General features: G+C 60.0%; 22 protein-coding genes. 13 read left to right on the top strand and 9 right to left on the bottom strand.

Annotated elements, in window-relative coordinates; all coding sequences use genetic code 11:
- The first annotated feature begins 141 nt into the window (after positions 1 to 141).
- From argJ to ED236_RS07955, 4 genes are read left to right on the top strand one after another with little or no spacing between them, the layout of a single operon-like run.
- On the top strand, positions 142 to 1,368 hold the full coding sequence (argJ, locus tag ED236_RS07970; protein ID WP_123237418.1) for a bifunctional glutamate N-acetyltransferase/amino-acid acetyltransferase ArgJ: 1,227 nt from the start codon (positions 142 to 144) through the stop codon (positions 1,366 to 1,368).
- A gap of 1 nt (position 1,369) precedes the next feature.
- Complete coding sequence (locus ED236_RS07965) at positions 1,370 to 2,263, top strand: ATP-binding protein (protein WP_123237417.1); 894 nt, start codon at positions 1,370 to 1,372, stop codon at positions 2,261 to 2,263.
- Complete coding sequence (locus ED236_RS07960; RefSeq protein ID WP_123237416.1) at positions 2,260 to 3,225, top strand: Nudix family hydrolase; 966 nt, start codon at positions 2,260 to 2,262, stop codon at positions 3,223 to 3,225. The genes ED236_RS07965 and ED236_RS07960 overlap by 4 nt, the downstream gene beginning before the upstream one ends.
- Positions 3,225 to 3,647 (top strand): hypothetical protein, encoded by a 423-nt coding sequence (locus tag ED236_RS07955; RefSeq protein WP_148042272.1) that lies wholly within the window; start codon positions 3,225 to 3,227, stop codon positions 3,645 to 3,647. Before ED236_RS07960 ends, ED236_RS07955 begins: the two co-directional genes overlap by 1 nt.
- Before the next feature lie 337 nt (positions 3,648 to 3,984).
- On the opposite strand, the gene ED236_RS07950 is transcribed toward ED236_RS07955, so the two are convergent.
- From ED236_RS07950 to ED236_RS07930, 5 genes are read right to left on the bottom strand one after another with little or no spacing between them, the layout of a single operon-like run.
- Positions 3,985 to 4,443 (bottom strand): copper chaperone PCu(A)C, encoded by a 459-nt coding sequence (locus tag ED236_RS07950; RefSeq protein ID WP_240032076.1) that lies wholly within the window; start codon positions 4,441 to 4,443, stop codon positions 3,985 to 3,987.
- 2 nt (positions 4,444 to 4,445) lie between these two features.
- Entirely contained in the window at positions 4,446 to 4,619 is a 174-nt protein-coding gene (locus tag ED236_RS07945) for a DNA gyrase inhibitor YacG (protein ID WP_123237414.1), read from the bottom strand.
- A gap of 29 nt (positions 4,620 to 4,648) precedes the next feature.
- Entirely contained in the window at positions 4,649 to 5,407 is a 759-nt protein-coding gene (gene zapD, locus ED236_RS07940) for a cell division protein ZapD (protein WP_123237413.1), read from the bottom strand.
- Positions 5,408 to 5,461: 54 nt separating this feature from the next.
- Entirely contained in the window at positions 5,462 to 6,070 is a 609-nt protein-coding gene (gene coaE, locus ED236_RS07935; RefSeq protein WP_123237412.1) for a dephospho-CoA kinase, read from the bottom strand.
- Positions 6,071 to 6,122: 52 nt separating this feature from the next.
- Positions 6,123 to 6,977 carry a prepilin peptidase gene (locus ED236_RS07930; RefSeq protein WP_123237411.1) on the bottom strand — a complete coding sequence of 285 codons (855 nt, stop codon included), beginning with the start codon at positions 6,975 to 6,977 and terminating at the stop codon, positions 6,123 to 6,125.
- Positions 6,978 to 7,190: 213 nt separating this feature from the next.
- On the opposite strand from ED236_RS07930, the gene ED236_RS07925 reads away from it, so the two are divergent.
- Positions 7,191 to 7,511 (top strand): hypothetical protein, encoded by a 321-nt coding sequence (locus ED236_RS07925; RefSeq protein ID WP_123237462.1) that lies wholly within the window; start codon positions 7,191 to 7,193, stop codon positions 7,509 to 7,511.
- 131 nt (positions 7,512 to 7,642) lie between these two features.
- Here the strand turns inward: ED236_RS07925 and ED236_RS07920 are convergent, their stop codons facing one another.
- Complete coding sequence (locus tag ED236_RS07920) at positions 7,643 to 8,572, bottom strand: polyprenyl synthetase family protein (RefSeq protein ID WP_205125658.1); 930 nt, start codon at positions 8,570 to 8,572, stop codon at positions 7,643 to 7,645.
- A 317-nt stretch (positions 8,573 to 8,889) separates the two neighbouring features.
- Here ED236_RS07920 and rplU point away from each other — a divergent pair, with 317 nt between their 5' ends.
- From rplU to ED236_RS07890, 6 genes are all read left to right on the top strand, one after another.
- On the top strand, positions 8,890 to 9,237 hold the full coding sequence (rplU, locus tag ED236_RS07915; protein WP_123237410.1) for a 50S ribosomal protein L21: 348 nt from the start codon (positions 8,890 to 8,892) through the stop codon (positions 9,235 to 9,237).
- A 10-nt stretch (positions 9,238 to 9,247) separates the two neighbouring features.
- Positions 9,248 to 9,505, top strand: a complete 258-nt coding sequence (rpmA, locus tag ED236_RS07910; protein WP_123237409.1) for a 50S ribosomal protein L27 — start codon at positions 9,248 to 9,250, stop codon at positions 9,503 to 9,505.
- Positions 9,506 to 9,598: 93 nt separating this feature from the next.
- Positions 9,599 to 10,654 (top strand): GTPase ObgE, encoded by a 1,056-nt coding sequence (gene obgE / locus ED236_RS07905; protein WP_123237408.1) that lies wholly within the window; start codon positions 9,599 to 9,601, stop codon positions 10,652 to 10,654.
- On the top strand, positions 10,635 to 11,753 hold the full coding sequence (gene proB, locus ED236_RS07900) for a glutamate 5-kinase (protein WP_123237407.1): 1,119 nt from the start codon (positions 10,635 to 10,637) through the stop codon (positions 11,751 to 11,753). Before obgE ends, proB begins: the two co-directional genes overlap by 20 nt.
- 11 nt (positions 11,754 to 11,764) lie before the next feature.
- Complete coding sequence (purE, locus tag ED236_RS07895; protein ID WP_123237406.1) at positions 11,765 to 12,259, top strand: 5-(carboxyamino)imidazole ribonucleotide mutase; 495 nt, start codon at positions 11,765 to 11,767, stop codon at positions 12,257 to 12,259.
- 63 nt (positions 12,260 to 12,322) lie between these two features.
- Positions 12,323 to 13,462, top strand: coding sequence for a 5-(carboxyamino)imidazole ribonucleotide synthase (locus ED236_RS07890; RefSeq protein WP_240032075.1), 1,140 nt, complete (start codon positions 12,323 to 12,325; stop codon positions 13,460 to 13,462).
- A 138-nt stretch (positions 13,463 to 13,600) separates the two neighbouring features.
- On the opposite strand, the gene ED236_RS07885 is transcribed toward ED236_RS07890, so the two are convergent.
- From ED236_RS07885 to ED236_RS07875, 3 genes are all read right to left on the bottom strand, one after another.
- Positions 13,601 to 14,185 carry a hypothetical protein gene (locus ED236_RS07885; protein ID WP_123237405.1) on the bottom strand — a complete coding sequence of 195 codons (585 nt, stop codon included), beginning with the start codon at positions 14,183 to 14,185 and terminating at the stop codon, positions 13,601 to 13,603.
- A 265-nt stretch (positions 14,186 to 14,450) separates the two neighbouring features.
- Positions 14,451 to 15,179 (bottom strand): cytochrome c biogenesis CcdA family protein, encoded by a 729-nt coding sequence (locus ED236_RS07880; protein WP_123237404.1) that lies wholly within the window; start codon positions 15,177 to 15,179, stop codon positions 14,451 to 14,453.
- A complete protein-coding gene (locus ED236_RS07875) occupies positions 15,179 to 15,559 on the bottom strand; it encodes a thioredoxin family protein (protein WP_123237403.1) in 381 nt (126 codons plus the stop codon). The genes ED236_RS07880 and ED236_RS07875 overlap by 1 nt, the downstream gene beginning before the upstream one ends.
- 188 nt (positions 15,560 to 15,747) lie before the next feature.
- On the opposite strand from ED236_RS07875, the gene ED236_RS07870 reads away from it, so the two are divergent.
- Positions 15,748 to 17,814, top strand: coding sequence for a carbon starvation CstA family protein (locus ED236_RS07870; RefSeq protein WP_123237402.1), 2,067 nt, complete (start codon positions 15,748 to 15,750; stop codon positions 17,812 to 17,814).
- A complete protein-coding gene (locus ED236_RS07865) occupies positions 17,814 to 18,005 on the top strand; it encodes a YbdD/YjiX family protein (protein WP_123237401.1) in 192 nt (63 codons plus the stop codon). The genes ED236_RS07870 and ED236_RS07865 overlap by 1 nt, the downstream gene beginning before the upstream one ends.
- Positions 18,006 to 18,041 lie beyond the last annotated feature (36 nt).

The following is an 18,041-nucleotide window of genomic DNA, read 5'->3' as shown; positions in this document are numbered from 1 at the left end:
GTAAAGCCAAATTTTATTGTTATGCAATAATTATTATGCATAAGTATTTTATAGCAGACAGCATGCTGCGCCTGGTGTGTCATAAACCGCCATGCACGAATGCGCTAGAATCTAGCCTCTTCACTCCGTTGGAATCCTGACATGCCTGTTAATCTCGTCGCGCCTGAAGCGCGTTCCCTGTTGCCGGTCGCCGGTGTTGAACTGGGCGTGGCTGAAGCCCATGTGCGTAAACCCAACCGCAAGGATGTGCTGGTGGTTAAGCTGGCAGATGGCACGCGCGTATCCGGCGTGTTCACCCTGAACCGTTTTTGCGCCGCGCCGGTGCTGATCTGCAAGCAGCATCTGGCAGCGGGCACGGGCATACGCGCATTGCTGGTCAACACCGGCAATGCCAATGCCGGTACTGGCAATGACGGTCTGGCGCGTGCCCAGCAAACCTGTGAGGCGCTGGCGACGGCGCTGCAATGCCAGCCAGAGCAGATTCTGCCGTTCTCCACTGGCGTGATCATGGAGCCGCTGCCAGCCGAGCGCATCATCGCCGGTCTGCCGCAAGCCATTGCCAACCTGAAGGCGGATAATTGGGCCGATGCGGCCGAAGCCATCATGACCACCGATATCGTGGCCAAAGGCGTCTCGCGCCAGCTGGAGATAGGCGGCAACACCGTGACCGTGACCGGCATCGCCAAGGGTTCCGGCATGATCCACCCCAATATGGCCACCATGCTGGGCTATATCGCCACCGACGCGGCGGTCAGCCAGCCTGCACTGGACGCGCTGATCCAGCATGCAGTGAACCGCTCCTTCAATTGCATCACCGTGGATGGCGATACCTCCACCAATGATGCGCTGGTGCTGCTGGCCACCGGTCAGGCTGGCCATGCCGAACTGACCGAAGCCGATGCGGATTACCTGGCATTGCGTGAGGCGGTCACCGAAGTGGCCATGCTGCTGGCGCAGGCCATCGTGCGCGACGGCGAGGGCGCCACCAAATTCATGACCATCCAGGTCGAAGCCGGACAGGATGAAGCGGAATGCAGGCAGATCGCCTATGCCATCGCGCATTCGCCGCTGATCAAGACCGCCTTCTTTGCCTCGGACCCCAACCTCGGACGTATCCTCGCTGCCATCGGCTATGCCGGCGTGGCGGATCTGGACGTGAGCAAGCTCAAGCTCTACCTCGGTGATGTGCTGGTGGCCGAGCAGGGCGGTCGGGCTGCCAGTTATGTGGAAGCCGATGGCGCGGCGGTGATGCAGCAGGCGGAGATCCTGGTGCGTGTGGTGCTGGGGCGTGGGGAGGCGAGTGCCAGGGTGTGGACCTGTGATTTCTCCTATGACTATGTGAAGATCAATGCGGATTACCGCAGCTGATATGAGCGATTTCTCTGCCCTGATCGGCCGCATCGACAACCTGCTGGATAAGGTGCAAGCCAAATGGCTGAGCCCGCCGCCTGCCACCGACTGGACTGCGCTGGCCTGGCGCTGGCAGGCCAGCCCGGCCGGCGGCCAGTTGCAGGCTTTGCAGTACCCGCACCTGATCGCGCTGGAAAGTTTGCAGCATGTGGATCTGCAAAAAGCCGAGATCGTGCGCAACACCGAGCAGTTCGTGCATGGTTATCCGGCTAATAATGTCCTGTTGACCGGGGCGCGTGGTACCGGCAAATCCTCGCTGGTGAAAGCCTTGCTGGGCCGCTTCGCGCCACAGGGGCTGCGCATGGTGGAGGTGGACAAGCAGGACCTCACTGACCTGCCCGCCATCATGGAATGTTTGCGAGGCCGTCCTGAGCGCTTCATCGTGTTCTGTGACGACTTGTCGTTCGAAGCGGACGAGCCGGGTTACAAGGCACTTAAAGTGGTGCTGGACGGTTCGCTGGCCTCCAGCTCCGACAATGCGCTGGTGTATGCCACCTCCAACCGGCGTCATTTGATGCCGGAGTACATGGCCGACAACCTGGAATTGCAGCGTCAAAGCGGCGAGATCCGCCCCGGCGAGAGCGTGGAAGAAAAGATCGCCCTGTCCGACCGCTTTGGTATCTGGCTGTCTTTCTATGCCTTTGATCAGGATGCTTACCTGGCCGTGGCGGCCGAGTGGCTGCGTCATTATGGCATCAGCGAGTTCAGTGACGAGGTGCGGCGTGCTGCACTGCAATGGGCGCTGACGCGCGGTTCGCGTAGCGGCCGCTCGGCGTATCAGTTCGCCCGTGACCATGCGGGGCGCGTGGGGTTTGCTGCCTCCCGGAAATCCGCTGGATCGCCCGCTGCATGACGCTGGTGGTCGACGCGGCGGTCGCCATCCTGCGGCGTCAGGATGGACAGGTGCTGCTGGCGCAGCGCCCCGAGGGCAAGCCCTGGGCTGGCTGGTGGGAGTTCCCGGGTGGCAAGATCGAGGCGGGAGAGTCGGCACTGGCGGCATTGCAGCGCGAGCTGGACGAAGAGTTGGGCATCCGTGCAACAATGGCCAGCCCCTGGCTGTTGCGTGAATTCGATTACCCGGATCGTCGCATCCGGCTGCATTTCTTTCGGGTGAGCGCCTGGCAGGGCGAGCCACATGGCCGTGAAGGCCAGCAACTGGCCTGGCAATCCCCGGCACAATTGACTGTGGGCCCGATGCTGCCTGCCAATGCCCCTATCCTGCAGGCCTTGTTACTGCCTGAGGTGCTGGCCATCAGCCATATCGCCGAGATGGGCGAGGCGGCTTTCTTCACGGCCTTGTCGCAATCTGTCACGCCATCCATTACGCCATCCCTAGGCCAAGCACAGCCGTTCCTGCTGCAATTGCGCGAGAAGCAGGCCACGCCGCAGCAACAGGAGCGCTGGGGGCTGCAGATGCTGGAACTGACGGCGGGTTCCGCAACCCGGCTGGTGGTGAATGCGGATGTGGCGCTGGCGCGTCGTATCGGTGCGCATGGCGTGCATCTTCCCGCTGCACAACTGATGCAGTGTACGCAGCGCCCGGTGGATCTGCTGTGTGGCGCCTCCTGCCATAGCCCGCTGGAACTGGAACACGCAGCCAGGCTGGGGCTGGATTATGTGACCTTGTCGCCAGTGCAGGCCACCCGTAGCCACCCGGATGCAGTGCCTTTGGGGTGGACGACGTTCGCGCACTGGCTGGCCGATTACCCGCTGCCGGTATATGCGCTGGGCGGCATGCAGCCTGCTGACATGCAGCAGGCGCAGGCGCATCATGCGCATGGCCTGGCCATGCAGCGCGCTTGGTGGAGGGAATGATGCGTCGATATTTGTGGGTACTTCCAGCGATACTGCTGCCCCTGCTGGTCTGGCAGTGGACTCAGCGCATGGCGGTGGAGCCTGCCATCACGCGGGTGGTGAGTTGCCCGAATCTTCCGCAGGCCTGTGCTTTGCAGGACGGCTTGCAGTTGCGCTTCGATAAGGCGCCGGTCACTTTGCAGCCGTTCCGGCTTTACCTCACTGGCATGCCGCTCAAGGCTGGCACCGCGAGTTTTGCCATGCAGGGGATGGAAATGGGCCTGAACCGTTACCGCTTGCTGGCAGACGGCGAGGCCTGGTGGGCAGAAGTGAACCTGCCGGTCTGCGTGCAGGGCCGTAGCGACTGGCAGCTGCAGCTGGATCTGGAAACGGCTGCCGGTCTGCAGCGCGTTCTACTCAGTTTCCAGGCTGGCCAGCCTTAAGCACGTATGGCGCGAGGTGAGGGTTGTTCTGGTGTTGCTGTAGCAACTTGTTGAATCTCGCCATACGGCGCACCGCAAGCGGGTGCGCCCTACAAGCTCTGTTTGCAGTCTGCTGAATCTCACCATGCTGGGCAGCGTAAGCGGGTGCGCCCTGCAAGCGGGTGAAGTAGTGGCTAGGTCACATCACCCGATGCCGTCGTTCCCGCGCAGGCGGGAACCCAGGCAAACAAGCTCGCCCCTGATATTGCTGCGAGGTTCACTGTGCTAGTTCGGCCCGCCAGTACCGCCGTGTGATGCTACCCAGCAGCAGATGGCCAGTCAGCCGAGGCTGGGCAAGCTAGTGATGATGGTCGCGAACCGCCTGTTTGACGGGTGCGGGTATGGTTTTCTCGAAGCTGTTGCCAGCCCTGTCGCGGAAGCGCAGGGTCAGCTGGACCGACATGCCCGGCTTAAGCGCTTCATTCAGGCCAAACAGCATGAGGTGAAAGCCACCGGGGGCAAGGTGATAAGGTTCACCTGCCGTTAAAGGCAGGCGTTGCAGCATGCGCATCTGCATCACGCCGTCCTTCATGGACATGCTGTGGATCTCCACGCTGCTGGTGATGTTGCTGTCTGCCGCGATCAACTCCCCATCCACCTCACTCTTCAGCGTCATGTAGGCGGCACCCACTTTTTGCCCTGGTGCCGTGGCGCGCACCCAGGCGTCAGTGATCTCGACTGGAGCCGCCGGGCCGGCAAGCGCGGGCAGTTGCACCATTAGCAGGCAGGCCGTGACGAGTAGCAGAATGTAGCGCATGTTCATTCCTCCGGTTCGGGTGCGACGGGGATGCGGAAATCTTCATTGGCCCAGGCTCCCAGGTCGATCTGCTGGCAACGGTGGCTGCAGAACGGACGATAGGGGTTTTCCGGGCTGAAGATCGCGTCTTTGCCACATTGCGGGCAGGCGACGCGCTTGATGCTGGCTGATGTCACGGGGTAGCGCCTTAGTGATGGCTCAAGATCTAAAGGTTACACAAGATCAGTGTGAAGTTCACATCGGTCTCGACCGGACGTGGTTTTTCGTTGAGTTCCAGGCTATGGAAGCGGATATTGATCGCGTATTTGTTGGCGCTGACTTCGGGGAAGTAGGGTTGCTGGTCGCCAAGCTCCACACGCAGCATCTGCGCAGGCTTGGTGCCGCCCAGCATCTGCTGGTAAGCGCCTTGTGGCGCGATGAAGCTGCTGCTGCTGCCGCTACCGCGCAGGATGTGCAGAATGACGTTGAGTGCATTGCTGATCGGCATGAGGAAACTCAGCCATTGTCGCAGGTCCTGCGTGCGACGCTGCGCGCCCAGTCCCAGCCAGTAATGGTAGGAAGGCACGTCGAACTCGCAAACTCCCCCCGGAATGCCGGCACGTTGCTTGATGCTCATCAGCCATTCATTGTCGCGCAGCGCCTGTCCCAGTTTGCCGGTGTTGGCGCGCAGTTCCGCGCCGGCGGCTTCGATGCGGCTGATGGTCTCATTCAGTATGGCTTCTGCGATGCCCGGTTTGCCACGCAATACATTCAGGCCGATCTTCTGCCTGTCCAGTTCCTGCAGCAGATCCATCTTCAGTTCAGCGCGGTCGATCACATCCATGATCTGGAACAGCGTGAGCAGCGCGCAGTGATGGCTGTGCTCGTGATTTGCGTCTACGTGATGGAACGCTTTCTGGAATAGATCTTCCAGCCTGAGCAGGGTGCGGATGCGTTCGTTGAATGGGAAGTCGTAGCTGGGCACGGAGGTGGACGGCGGATCGGAATCTGCAGGTTCAGTAGTGAAAGATTATGAGATTTATTCCAATTCTAGGCAAGCCACAAGATATTTTTTGTGCAGGAATGCTACCTGCTCACGTAACTGTTCGATGCTGCCGCTGTTGTCGATCACATCATTGGCCAGTGCCTTGCGGAAGCTGCGCGAGGCCTGTGCGGCGATGATGGCGCGTACCGTGGCCTCGGTCATGCCGTTGCGCTGCAAAGTGCGGCTGATCTGCAGGGACTCTGCACAATCGATCAGCAGGGTACGATTGACCAGGCCGCGGTAGCGGTCCGTTTCGAACAGCAGCGGGATAGCCAGGATCTGATAAGGTGCCGCGCTGTTGCTGGAGAGTTGACGCACGGCGGCAGCGTGTATGGCCGGGTGCAGGATGGCTTCCAGTTTACGTCTGGCGGCATCGCTGCTGAACACCTGTTCGCGCAGGGCGCTACGGTCCAGCGTGCCTTCGGCGGTGAGGATGCCGCTGCCAAAGGCATCGGCGATCTTCTGCAGGCTGGGCTGGCCGACCTCGGTAAGGTGATGGGAGATCACGTCGACATCGACGATAGGGACATTCAGGGCGGCGAACATCTTTGCTGCTTCACTCTTGCCGGCACCTATGCCGCCGGTCAGGCCAACCACGTACATTGCTTGTCTCCTAGACGTATAGCGCTAACGAAATATAACACTCAATCAATGATTAATAGCCCAGCATGGCCAGCGTATCCGACCACAGCAAGGTGGCCAGGCCAGCCAGCGCCAGATAGGGGCCGAACGCGATCGGTGTCTGGCTGTTCTGGCGGCTGGTCACCAGTAGCAGGATACCGACCACGGCGCCGATCAGCGATGACAGCAAGATCACCGCAGGCAGCACCTGCCAGCCGAACCAGGCGCCGATGGCCGCGCACAGTTTGAAGTCGCCATACCCCATGCCTTCTTTGCCGCGTATCAGCTTGAACAGCCAGTATACGCTCCACAGGCTCAGGTAGCCGGCAGCGGCGCCTATCACGGCAGAGTGCAGGTCGGTATAACCGCTGCCACCAAGATTGATCAGCAAACCCAGCCATAACAGCGGCAGCGTGATGCTGTCTGGCAGCAGATAGGTATCGAGGTCTATAAAGGTCAGGGCGATCAGCGCCCACAGGAACAGCCAGGCGGTCAGCATCTGCCAGCCCCAGCCGAATTGCCAGGCTACCACCGCCGTCAGTATGCCAGTGCAGGCCTCTACCAGAGGGTAGCGGGCCGCTATCGGGTGTTGGCAATAGCGGCAGCGGCCGCGTAGCAGGGCATAGCTCAGTAGCGGGATGTTGTCTGCGATGCTCAGTTGCTGCTGGCATTGCGGGCAACTGGAGCGGGGGCGCAGCAAGTTATAGCGGACGGGTGGGGTGTCGCTGTTGCTGGCTTGCCATTCCAGCTCCATCATTCTGGGTAGTCGATGGATCACCACGTTCAGGAAGCTGCCGACCAGCAGGCCGATCAGGCCGGAAATCAATAGCAGGGCTGGCAAGTGGGTGTTAAGGTCAGACACGAGTTGGGCGTAGCTGGCGAAGGGCATGACGTCGTATCAGCGGAAGTGGATTGATTTTTGCATCATCGCACCGATAAACAGGTGTCGCAACGAAAGATGATGAAAGATGCGCTGCCGCCCTTGAAACAGGCACTATCGGCATCAACTAACTGTCAACACCAAGCTGTTTGTTAAAACCAGTTATTGATTAAGTCGTTTTTTATGATGATGTATGTAGCGCCAACCAAGGAGACCAGCACCATGTTAGCCAATGAGCATCAGCAACTGTGGGATACGCCGGTGGTCTGCCGTGTGGAAGTGGATCTGCCAGGCTGGCTGGAACAGTTGACCGGGCGTGCTGATTGGGAGCTCTTTGCCGAAGAGGAAGACGAGGCATTCGTGGGCTTTGCCATGCGTCAGGGACAACAGTTGGCTGAGATCCGTCTTTATCACAGCGGCTATGCCGTGGTGGATGTGGATGGCGAGTCTTTATTCGACGGCAGTCTCACTGCGGGCACCAGTGACTGGGCGCACCTGAGTTATTATCAGGCCGACAGCGGCGAACCTATCGTGCTGAACTAATCGTTCACTAATCTTTCCTGAGCCTTTCTCGAGTTGCCTTTGTTGGCGATTTGACGCATGGGTCTGGTGCGTTACAGCATGCGGTGTGAGAGGGCGTGGCGCTGGATTTTCTGGTGACGGGATTTCTGATGCTAGTGATCGCGGCTGACAGCGAATTCTGCCAGTTGCAGCATCGCATCACGGTAAGCCGAGGCGGGTAGGTGCTGTATGCAGGCGCAAGCCTGCTCGGCTTCCTTCTGCGCCACGGCACGTGCATGCGCCAGCGCGCCGGTTTCCTGCACCGCTTGCAGCACTGCTGTCAGCTGTTCCAGGCCGCCTTGCTCGATGGCGTTGCGCACCAGTTCACGCTGCAAGGTGTTGCCATGCTGGATCACGTACAGCAGCGGTAGCGTGGGCTTGCCTTCTGCCAGATCGTCACCGAGGTTCTTGCCGATCTCGTCCGGGTCGCCACTCAAGTCCAGCACATCATCGATCAACTGGAATGCTGTGCCCAGGTGCATGCCATAGTCGGCCAGCGCTTGCTGGTCCTGCGCACTGGCACCGGCAGTCAGGGCGCCCAGGCGCGTCGCCGCTTCGAACAGCTTGGCTGTTTTATAGTGGATGACCTTAAGGTAATCGGCCTCGCTGATGCTGGCGTCATTGCAGTTGAGCAGCTGCAATACTTCGCCCTCGGCGATGATGTTGGTGGCTTCCGCCAGGATCTGCATCACCTGCATGTTGCCTACGCCTACCATCATCTGGAACGCACGCGAATAGACGAAATCACCGACCAGTACGCTGGCGGCGTTACCGAACAGGCTGTTGGCGGTCTCGCGACCGCGGCGCAGGCTGGATTCATCCACCACATCATCATGCAGCAGTGTGGCGGTATGGATGAACTCCACTACCGCCGCCAGGGTATGTTGCTGCTCGGTGATGTTGCCGAATGCGCCTGCACTCAGCAGCACCAGGGCGGGCCGCAGGCGTTTACCGCCACTGTGGATGATGTAGTCAGCCACTTGTCTGACCAGCACGACCTCGGAATGCAGGGAAAGGCGGATGACGCGATCAACAGCCGCCATGTCGTCAGCGACGCAGGCGTTAATAGGGGCTAGGGACACAATAACGACAGCCTGAAATAAGTATCCGGATTTTACCACAGCGCTTTGCTGGTCATCGGGCTTGCTGAGCCGGTGGCTGAAGCCTGTGGCGGCAAGCACCTGTCCAGGTTGACTTGTGCGCTATCTGCAGGTGTAATCGAGCTTGTTGCGGGCGCGCTAATCGGCCCCGCAGTTCGTGCAGCGTCACGGCAAATTATCTGTACAAAGCCGTTTGCTTTGCCGCGTAGTTTGCGTATAATGCGCGATTCATTTGAATGCGTAGCAAACGAGGCATAACCATGTATGCAGTCATCAAGACCGGCGGCAAGCAGTACCGTGTAGTCGCTGGCGAAAGATTAAAAGTAGAAAAACTGATCGGTGAAGTCGGCAGCGACATCACGATCGACCAAGTGTTGATGCTGGCTGACGGCGAGAACGTCACCATCGGTGCACCTCTGATTGCTGGCGCAAGCGTGCAAGCCAAGGTGCTGTCCCACGGCCGTGGCGACAAGGTGATGATCTTCAAGATGCGTCGTCGTAAGCACTATCGCAAGACGCAAGGTCATCGTCAGGACTACACCGAAATCCAGATCGGCGATATCGCGACCAAGCCAGCCAAAGCGGCCAAGGCTAAAGCGGCAGAATAAGGGGTAAAGCATGGCACACAAAAAAGCAGGTGGTAGTTCCCGTAACGGTCGCGATTCGGAATCGAAGCGACTGGGTGTAAAAGCCTACGGTGAGCAAGTGATCTCCGCGGGCAGCATCATCGTTCGCCAACGTGGCACCCGTATGCACGCCGGTGAAAACGTCGGCATGGGCAAGGATCACACCTTGTTCGCCAAGGTTGACGGCAAGGTGAGCTTCACGGTCAAGGGCGCCCTGCGTCGCAAGCTGGTCAACATCATCCCAGTCTGATCGCGGCGTCTCGCGCAGCAAAAGCCCTATCGCATCGGTAGGGCTTTTTTCTTTTAGCCCCTATAATCCGGGCATTACGGTAAGCAGGTCATCATGAAATTCATCGACGAAGCGACCATCAAGGTATACGCCGGCGACGGCGGCAATGGCATCGCCACGTTTCGTCGCGAGAAATATGAGCCCATGGGCGGCCCCAGTGGCGGGGACGGCGGCCGCGGCGGTTCCATCCATCTGGTCGCAGACCGCAACATCAACACCCTGGTCGATTACCGTTATACCCGCGTATTCCGAGGACAGCGCGGCGAGAACGGCCGCAGTGCCGGTTGTTACGGAGCCCAGGGCGAAGACCTGATGCTGCGTGTGCCGGTCGGCACCGTCATCAGTGACAAGGCCACTGGTCAGATGCTGATCGACCTCGCCGAACATGGCCAGGAATGCCTGATCGCCAAGGGCGGCAAGGGGGGGCTGGGCAACATCCATTTCAAATCCAGTATCAACCGCGCCCCACGCCAATGCACCAAAGGCGAGCCGGGTGAAGAGTTCGAGCTGTACATGGAGCTGAAGGTATTGGCTGATGTGGGCCTGCTGGGCATGCCCAATGCCGGTAAATCCACCTTCATCCGTTCTGTCTCGGCAGCCAAGCCCAAAGTGGCCGATTATCCGTTCACGACGCTGCATCCCAACCTCGGCGTGGTGCGTGTGGACAGCAACCGCAGTTTTGTCATCGCCGACGTGCCTGGTCTGATCGAGGGTGCAGCAGAAGGTGCTGGTCTGGGCCATCAATTCTTGCGCCATCTGTCACGTACCAGTTTGCTGCTGCATCTGGTTGACTTGGCGCCGCTGCACGAAGGGGTGGACCCGGTGCAGGAAGCCAAAGCCATTGTCGAAGAGCTGAAAAAATACGACGCCGAGTTGCATGAAAAGCCGCGCTGGCTGGTGCTCAATAAAGTGGACATGCTGGAAGACCCCAAGGCACGCGTCGCCGACTTCGTGCAGGCATTCGGCTGGGACGGTCCTGTGTTTGCCATCTCCGCGATCACCGGTAATGGCTGCAAGGAACTGACCTACGCCATCATGGAACATCTGGAACTGACCAAACAGCATCATTCGGAAGCGCATGGAGCACAGGATGACATCGCTGCTGCATGACGCCAGTACGCTGGTGGTCAAGGTAGGTTCCAGCCTGGTCACCAATAACGGTCAGGGCCTGGATCGTAGTGCGCTGGCGGCCTGGGCTGAACAGATCGCCGGACTGGTCAAGCAGGGCCGTCAGGTGGTGCTGGTGTCCAGCGGCGCCGTAGCGGAAGGCATGCAGCGTCTGGGCTGGAAGAAGCGTCCCACCGCCATCAACGAATTGCAGGCCGCCGCCGCCGTGGGACAGATGGGGCTGGTGCAGATGTACGAGTCCTGTTTCAGTGAACATGGCCTGCATACCGCTCAAGTGCTACTCACGCATGACGATCTGGCGGATCGCAAGCGCTATCTCAATGCGCGCAGCACCCTGCGCACCCTGCTTGATTTGCAGGTCATCCCCATCATCAACGAGAACGATACCGTGGTCACCGACGAGATCCGTTTTGGTGATAACGACACCTTGGCTTCACTGGTGGCCAACCTGATCGAAGCCGATGCGCTGGTGATCCTCACCGACCAGCCTGGCCTGTATTCCGCGGACCCGCGCAAGCATGCTGACGCCCGCTTCATCGGGCAGGCCCTTGCTGGCAACCCGGAACTGGAAGCCATGGCCGGTGGTGCCGGTAGCAGTGTAGGCACGGGTGGCATGCTGACCAAGATCCTGGCCGCCAAGCGCGCCGCACGCAGTGGTGCCCATACCGTGATCGCTTCTGGTCGCGAGGCTGGTGTGCTGTTACGGCTGGCGGCAGGCGAAGCCATCGGTACGCATCTGCGCGCCGGGCAGATCAAGACCGTGGCCAGAAAACAATGGCTGGCTGACCATTTGCGGGTGGGCGGCCGTTTGCTGCTCGACAATGGCGCCATCAAGGCCTTGCGTGACGACGGCAAGAGCTTGCTACCCATTGGGGTGGTCGCCATCGAAGGCAGTTTTGAGCGCGGTGATGCGGTCGCCTGTCTCGATGCCGAGCGCCGCGAGATCGCGCGTGGCCTTGTGAATTACAGCAGCAGTGAAACCCTGCGTATCCTGCGCAAGCCCAGCAGCGATATCGCCCAGATACTGGGCTATGTCGAAGAGGCGGAATTGATCCACCGCGATAACCTGATATTGCTCTGAAAGGGCATGCCATGACACAACAACAAGCCGCAGTGGCCATCATCATGGGTTCCGACAGTGACTGGCCGGTCATGAAAGCGGCCGCACAGACCCTGACAGATTTCGGCGTGAGTTACGAAGCGCGCGTGGTGTCTGCGCACCGTACGCCGGATCTGATGTTCAGTTTTGCCGAGACAGCCGTCGCCAACGGCTTCAAAGTCATCATCGCCGGTGCTGGTGGCGCTGCCCATTTGCCAGGCATGGTGGCTGCCAAGACCACCTTGCCGGTACTGGGCGTTCCCGTGCCCAGCAAACATCTGCAAGGGCAGGACTCCCTGCTTTCCATCGTGCAGATGCCACGTGGCGTGCCGGTGGCGACGTTTGCGATCGGTGAGGCGGGCGCTGCCAATGCTGGCATCTTTGCCGCGTCGATTCTGGCGCTGACCGATGCTGCGCTGGCACAGAAGCTGGTGGATTTTCGCAAGCGCCAGGCCGAAAAAGTGCTGGCCATGCAGCTGCCGGAATAAGTGCTGGCCATTTGTAGACGCGTTAGCGATTCTTTCTGAACATCGCCTGATTTGAATGGAGATATGTTGAGCAAGCCGATGATTCTTCCGCCCGCGATGTTGGGCATGCTGGGTGGCGGTCAACTGGGCCGCTATTTTGTCATCGCTGCGCATGAGCTAGGCTACAAGGTGACCGTGCTGGACCCGGATGCCAATAGTCCGGCCGGCCGCATTGCCGATGTGCATCTGTGCAGCGCTTATGACGATGCGGCGGCGCTGGCCAGCATGGCCGAGACCTGTGCCGCGATCACGACCGAATTCGAGAATGTGCCTGCGGCGACGCTGGACTTCCTGGCCCAGACCCGCACCGTGCGCCCATCGGCCAGCGCAGTGGCGATTGCCCAGCACCGCGTACTGGAGAAGCAGTTCGTACGCGATGCAGGCTTGCCGGTCGCGCCGTTCGCCGTGATCAATACTGCGCAAGACCTGCCTGCGGACGACAGCGGCTTGTATCCGGCCATCCTCAAGGTGGCGCGCTTCGGTTACGACGGCAAGGGGCAAGCCCGGGTTGCCGATGCTGCCGCTGCCGCTGCGGCGTTCGAACAGTTCGGCATGCAGACCTGCGTGCTGGAAAACATGCTCAGCCTGGATGCCGAAGTATCCGTGGTGCTGGCGCGTGATGCTGATGGCCATATCGTCACTTTTCCGGTGGTGGAGAACAGTCACCTCAACGGTATCCTCGATGTCAGCATCGCCCCTGCCCGCATCAGTGACGTGCTCAAAGCCAAGGCACAAGCCTTGGCGACGCAGTTGGCGCAAAAGCTGGCTTATGAAGGCGTGCTGGCGGTGGAGTTCTTTATCAGTGAAGGCAAGCTGCTGGTCAACGAAATGGCACCTCGCCCCCATAACTCCGGCCATTACACCATCGATGCCTGCGTGACCAATCAGTTCGAACAACAGGTGCGTGCCTTGACCGGATTGCCTCTGGGTGACGCACGTCAGCATAGTGCCGCCGTGATGGTGAACATTCTGGGTGACATCTGGCAGGACGGCGAGCCCGCCTGGTCCAAAGCCACAGCACACACGGCGCTGAAATTGCATCTGTACGGCAAACATGAAGCCAGACCGGGGCGCAAGATGGGGCATTTCACCACGCTGGCCGCTGACCGGGACAGTGCGCACAATCAGGCGCTGATCGCGCGTTCGGAGCTGGGGATCGGTTAAGCTGGCACGCCAGCGACATTGCCCAATAAAACTGACGCCAAATCTGACTCAAATCGCAGGGGCTCAAGACTCAGCCTGGCGTCAAATAAAAAACGCCCCGCAATGGGGCGTTTTCATTTAGAACCTTGAATGCGCAGCTTACAGTGGCAGTGCAACGCCACCCAGTACACCGTCAACCAGACCGGTCACGGTAGGCACCAGGCCGCCGACCAGATCAGTCACAGCGCCCAGTGGCAGATCAACTGGCAGTGCTGGCAGGCCAGGCACAGCAGGCGCGCCAGGCAGTGCAACACCACCCAATACGCCATCCAGCAGGCCGGTCACAGTAGGCACCAGGCCGTCAACCAGACCGGTCACGGTGGGCAGCAAGCCGCCGACCACGTCAGTGACGGTAGGCACCAGGCCACCCACCAGATCGGTCACAGCGCCCAGTGGCAGATCAACTGGCAGTGCTGGCAGGCCGGGCACTGCAGGAGCACCAGGCAGTGCAACACCACCCAATACGCCATCCAGCAGACCGATCACGGTAGGAACCAGACCGCCAACCAGACCAGTGACGGTATCCAGTGGCAGGTCTACAGGCAGGCCGGGCAGGGCAACCGTACCCAGTACACCCTCAACCACGCCGGTGACCGCGCCCAGAGGCAGGTCTACAGGCAGTTCCGCTGCAGCGACGTTGAAGCTCAGAGTGCCAAGTACCAGTGCTGAAAGAATCGTTTTCATGATGTTCCTTTTAATGTTGAAAGATAAAATATCTTTACTGCCTTTTACTAGCACTGTCGGATGTTGATTGGCTCATGAAAAACACATGACGACCCCCTCCCAAACGTGAGGTCAAGCAGTCAGCACCAGAACAGTGCCGCAGATGCTACAACCGGCCCGGAAGTGGCGTCAATCCATCGTTTGGGGGCAATTGATGTGCGGCCAAATAGTGTGAAAAACCGCTAATTTTAAAGTTGTGCAAGAACAACGAGATGGGGGTGGCAGACTAAAAACGCGTGGTGATTTCCGTCATCCAAGTGGGCAAAATATCCAGCAGGCCGGACTCAATGCTTTTGTCAAAACCGGTCAGGATGAGCAGACCAACTACCAGCAGGGCGATGCCCATCACTTGTTTGCCTACCTTTCCTGCCTGCATGAGCTTGCCGCGCAAGCGTAGCATGGCCTGGCGTGACAGCAGGCCCAGTGCGATCAAGGGCAAGCCAGCGCCCATGCCGAACATGGCCATCACCAGCGTCACATGCAGCAGACTTTCGCCCTGACTGGCCAGCGTAATGGCAGCACCCAGCGTGGGGCCTACACACGGGCTCCACACCAGGCCCAGCACACACCCCAGCAGGAACTGGCCAGCCAGCGTATCGCCAGACAAGCGGTACAGTAAGTTATTTCCGCTGTTACCCAGGCCTGCAGTCAGTCTGGAAAAGTAATGCTGCAGATGGCTGGATAACAGCACCACGCCGAACAAGATCAGCAATACGGCCGCAAAGCGGCGCAAGGTGTCTTGCTCCAGCCCAAGCACGGCGCCGCTACTGGCGATCAGCACGCCGATCACAGTGAACGTGATGGCCAGCCCGGCCGCCAGGGCGAGTGGCCCCAGCTTGTGTGTGTTGAGTGCGCTGCCCAGCAGGATAGGCAGCAGGGGCAGCACGCAGGGGGCCAGCACGGATAAGGTACCAGCCAGAAAACTCAGGCCATAGCTGGCCAGCTCGGCTGACATCACAGCGCCTGTTGCAGCAGGCGCTCTATGCTCAGGCGGCTGGTATCACCAGTGCTGCGCCCGACTTCCTTGCCGTTCTTGAACACGATCAATGTGCTCTGGCGGCGTACATTGAATTGTTTGAGTACGTCTTTCTGGTCATCAAAACTGACTTGCAGTGCCTGGATGCCGCTGTATTCAGGCATTTTGAGCAGGCTGCCCAGAATGGGGGCCTGCGTGCGGCAAGTCGAGCACCAGTCGGCATGCACGTGCAGCAAAGTAGGTGTACCAGCATTCTGCAGACTTTCGAACCTGCTCGCTTCGTAATGGCCAGGATTGGCATAAGCGCTGCCGGCCAGCATCATGCAAATCAGAATCAGGGTGCGAAATAGCGTTTTCATCAGGGATCCCATATCAAGTTATCGATGCTGTTTGGTCGTGCAGCAGCAGGCAACCTTACACGGCGGATTCGCTTTCTGTGGCGCCTGCGTGTCGCATCAGCGTTCCAAGCGGCTGGCAGTGCTTTATACTGCGGTTTGATCATTTCTCGTCTAGTGCACACCATGTTATCCACCCTGGGTTCTTAACCATGCGCAACTCAATAAAAACGCTGGTCTGGCTGGCCATCGCCTTGCTGGGGGCTGGTGCCGTTGGTGGTATCGCCCTGCATCGTGGTGAAAGCATCAACGCCTTGTGGTTCATCACCGCCGCGGTCTGTGTGTATGCCATCGCATATCGTTTCTATGCCGCTTGGATCGCCGCCCGGGTGCTGATGCTGGATGCGACGCGTGCCACGCCAGCCGAACGTCTGGATAATGGCCGTGATTTTGTGCCCACCAACCGCTGGGTGGTGTTCGGACATCACTTTGCTGCCATCGCCGGGCCTGGGCCGCTGATCGGGCCCACGCTGGCCGCGCAGTTCGGTTACCTGCCCGGTACCTTGTGGATATTGATCGGTGCGGTGCTGGGTGGCGCAGTGCAGGACATGGTGACCTTGTTCCTGTCCACGCGCCGCAATGCGCGCAGCCTGGGTCAGATGGCACGTGACGAGCTGGGGCCGCTGGGTGGTGTGGCGGCTTTGCTGGGCACGTTCTTCATCATGATCATCCTGATCGCCGTACTGGGCCTGGTGGTGGTCAATGCCATGAAACACAGCCCCTGGGCCACCTCGACGGTGGCTGCCACCATCCCCATCGCCATGGTGGTCGGCCTGTATATGCGCAACCTGCGTCCCGGCCGCGTGCTGGAAGGCTCCTTGCTGGGTGTGCTGCTGCTGCTGGCGGCCGTAGCCGGTGGCGGCTGGATAGACCACAGTGCCTTCCGTGGCTGGTTCGACCATGACGGGTTGGCGCTGGCCTGGGCGGTGATCGCCTACGGCTTTGCCGCGGCCATCCTGCCGGTATGGTTGCTGCTGGCGCCGCGCGACTATCTGTCTACCTTCATGAAGCTGGGCACCATCATCCTGCTGGCGGTGGCCATCGTCATGCTGCAACCCGAAGTGAAGATGCCGGCCCTCACGCAGTTCATCGATGGCACTGGCCCTATCTTTGGCGGCACCCTGTTCCCGTTCGTGTTCATCACCGTGGCCTGCGGTGCGATCTCCGGCTTCCATGCGCTGATCGCTTCCGGTACCACGCCCAAGCTGCTGGCCAGTGAGCGCGATATCCGCATGATAGGGTACGGCGGCATGCTGCTGGAATCCTTCGTTGCCATCATGGCCATGATCGCCGCTACCGTGCTGGACCCCGGCGTGTTCTTTGCCATCAACAGTCCGGCGGGTGTGGTGGGCAAGACCGCTGTGGAAGCCGTGGCCACCATCAACAGCTGGGGCTTCCCGGTCACCGTGGCACAGATGGAAAAGCTGGCGGCCGATATGGGCGAGGCCACGCTGTTCGCGCGCACCGGTGGCGCACCGTCGCTGGCCGTGGGCATGGCCAGCATCTTTGGCAGCGCTTTTGGTCAGCATCTGCTGGCGCTGTGGTATCACTTTGCCATCATGTTCGAGGCCATCTTTATCCTGACCACACTGGACGCCGGCACGCGTGTCGGCCGTTTCATGCTGCAGGACATGTTAGGCAATGTGTGGCCCGCGCTGGGCCGCACCTCCTGGTACCCCTCGGTGATCTTCACCAGTTTGCTGGTGGTGGCCGGTTGGGGGTATTTCCTTTACATAGGCGTCATCGATCCCAACGGTGGCGTCAACATCCTGTGGCCGCTGTTCGGCATCGCCAACCAGATGCTGGCAGCCATCGCGCTGTGCGTAGCCACCGGCATCCTGGTGAAATCCGGTCGTGCACGTTTCGCCTGGGTCACCGCGCTGCCGCTGGTCTGGCTGGTCATCGTCACCAGTACGGCGGCCTGGGAAAAGATCTTCAGCACGGATATTCGGGTCGGCTTCTTTGCTGCCGCCCGCGACATGTCAGAAAAACTCGCCAGCGGCCTGTTGCCGCCCGAGAAGGCGGCGGTCGCGCCGCAACTGATCTTCAACCAGCAGCTGGATGCCTGGCTGACCATGTTCTTCATCGTGGTGCTGTGGGTGGTGATCTTCGACATGCTGCGTGTGTGTGTGCGCCATCTAAGCGGCAAGCCCGTGCTGCCTTGCAGCGAAGTGGCTTACCAGCAGACACGGCTGGACAGCGCTGGGGTGCGTGACTGATGCTGGGGCAACTCAAGGGCGCACTGCGCGCGTTTTGGCGTTTGTTCCGGCGCCTGTCGGGTGACGATGCCTATGAGCGCTACCTGCGCCACCATGTGGAACACCATGGTGATGAGGCACCGCTGACGCGCGCCGCGTTCTTCAAACAGTGGCAGGACAATAAGTGGAAGGGTGTGAAGCGCTGCTGCTGAGCTGAAAGCTGGGTTGAAGCTGGGTTGAAGCTGGGC

Source organism: Pseudomethylobacillus aquaticus (assembly GCF_003730115.1).
GTDB classification, from domain to species: Bacteria; Pseudomonadota; Gammaproteobacteria; order Burkholderiales; family Methylophilaceae; genus Pseudomethylobacillus; species Pseudomethylobacillus aquaticus.
The sequence above is the reverse complement of the archived record's forward strand: the minus strand, read 5'-3'. Positions and strand labels throughout refer to the sequence as shown.

Bases quoted from the DNA above. Each gene is read 5' to 3' on its own strand.
- ED236_RS07950 (WP_240032076.1), bottom strand. From the start codon at position 4,443: ATGCGCTACATTCTGCTACTCGTCACGGCCTGCCTGCTAATGGTGCAA.
- ED236_RS07885 (WP_123237405.1), bottom strand. From the start codon at position 14,185: ATGAAAACGATTCTTTCAGCACTGGTACTTGGCACTCTGAGCTTCAAC.
- ED236_RS07875 (WP_123237403.1), bottom strand. From the start codon at position 15,559: ATGAAAACGCTATTTCGCACCCTGATTCTGATTTGCATGATGCTGGCC.
- ED236_RS07865 (WP_123237401.1), top strand. From the start codon at position 17,814: ATGCTGGGGCAACTCAAGGGCGCACTGCGCGCGTTTTGGCGTTTGTTC.
- proB (WP_123237407.1), top strand. From the start codon at position 10,635: ATGACATCGCTGCTGCATGACGCCAGTACGCTGGTGGTCAAGGTAGGT.
- ED236_RS07925 (WP_123237462.1), top strand. From the start codon at position 7,191: ATGTTAGCCAATGAGCATCAGCAACTGTGGGATACGCCGGTGGTCTGC.
- ED236_RS07870 (WP_123237402.1), top strand. From the start codon at position 15,748: ATGCGCAACTCAATAAAAACGCTGGTCTGGCTGGCCATCGCCTTGCTG.
- argJ (WP_123237418.1), top strand. From the start codon at position 142: ATGCCTGTTAATCTCGTCGCGCCTGAAGCGCGTTCCCTGTTGCCGGTC.
- rplU (WP_123237410.1), top strand. From the start codon at position 8,890: ATGTATGCAGTCATCAAGACCGGCGGCAAGCAGTACCGTGTAGTCGCT.
- ED236_RS07880 (WP_123237404.1), bottom strand. From the start codon at position 15,179: ATGTCAGCCGAGCTGGCCAGCTATGGCCTGAGTTTTCTGGCTGGTACC.
- ED236_RS07920 (WP_205125658.1), bottom strand. From the start codon at position 8,572: ATGGCGGCTGTTGATCGCGTCATCCGCCTTTCCCTGCATTCCGAGGTC.
- obgE (WP_123237408.1), top strand. From the start codon at position 9,599: ATGAAATTCATCGACGAAGCGACCATCAAGGTATACGCCGGCGACGGC.
- ED236_RS07965 (WP_123237417.1), top strand. From the start codon at position 1,370: ATGAGCGATTTCTCTGCCCTGATCGGCCGCATCGACAACCTGCTGGAT.
- ED236_RS07890 (WP_240032075.1), top strand. From the start codon at position 12,323: ATGTTGAGCAAGCCGATGATTCTTCCGCCCGCGATGTTGGGCATGCTG.
- ED236_RS07960 (WP_123237416.1), top strand. From the start codon at position 2,260: ATGACGCTGGTGGTCGACGCGGCGGTCGCCATCCTGCGGCGTCAGGAT.
- purE (WP_123237406.1), top strand. From the start codon at position 11,765: ATGACACAACAACAAGCCGCAGTGGCCATCATCATGGGTTCCGACAGT.
- coaE (WP_123237412.1), bottom strand. From the start codon at position 6,070: ATGTACGTGGTTGGCCTGACCGGCGGCATAGGTGCCGGCAAGAGTGAA.
- ED236_RS07955 (WP_148042272.1), top strand. From the start codon at position 3,225: ATGCGTCGATATTTGTGGGTACTTCCAGCGATACTGCTGCCCCTGCTG.
- rpmA (WP_123237409.1), top strand. From the start codon at position 9,248: ATGGCACACAAAAAAGCAGGTGGTAGTTCCCGTAACGGTCGCGATTCG.
- ED236_RS07930 (WP_123237411.1), bottom strand. From the start codon at position 6,977: ATGCCCTTCGCCAGCTACGCCCAACTCGTGTCTGACCTTAACACCCAC.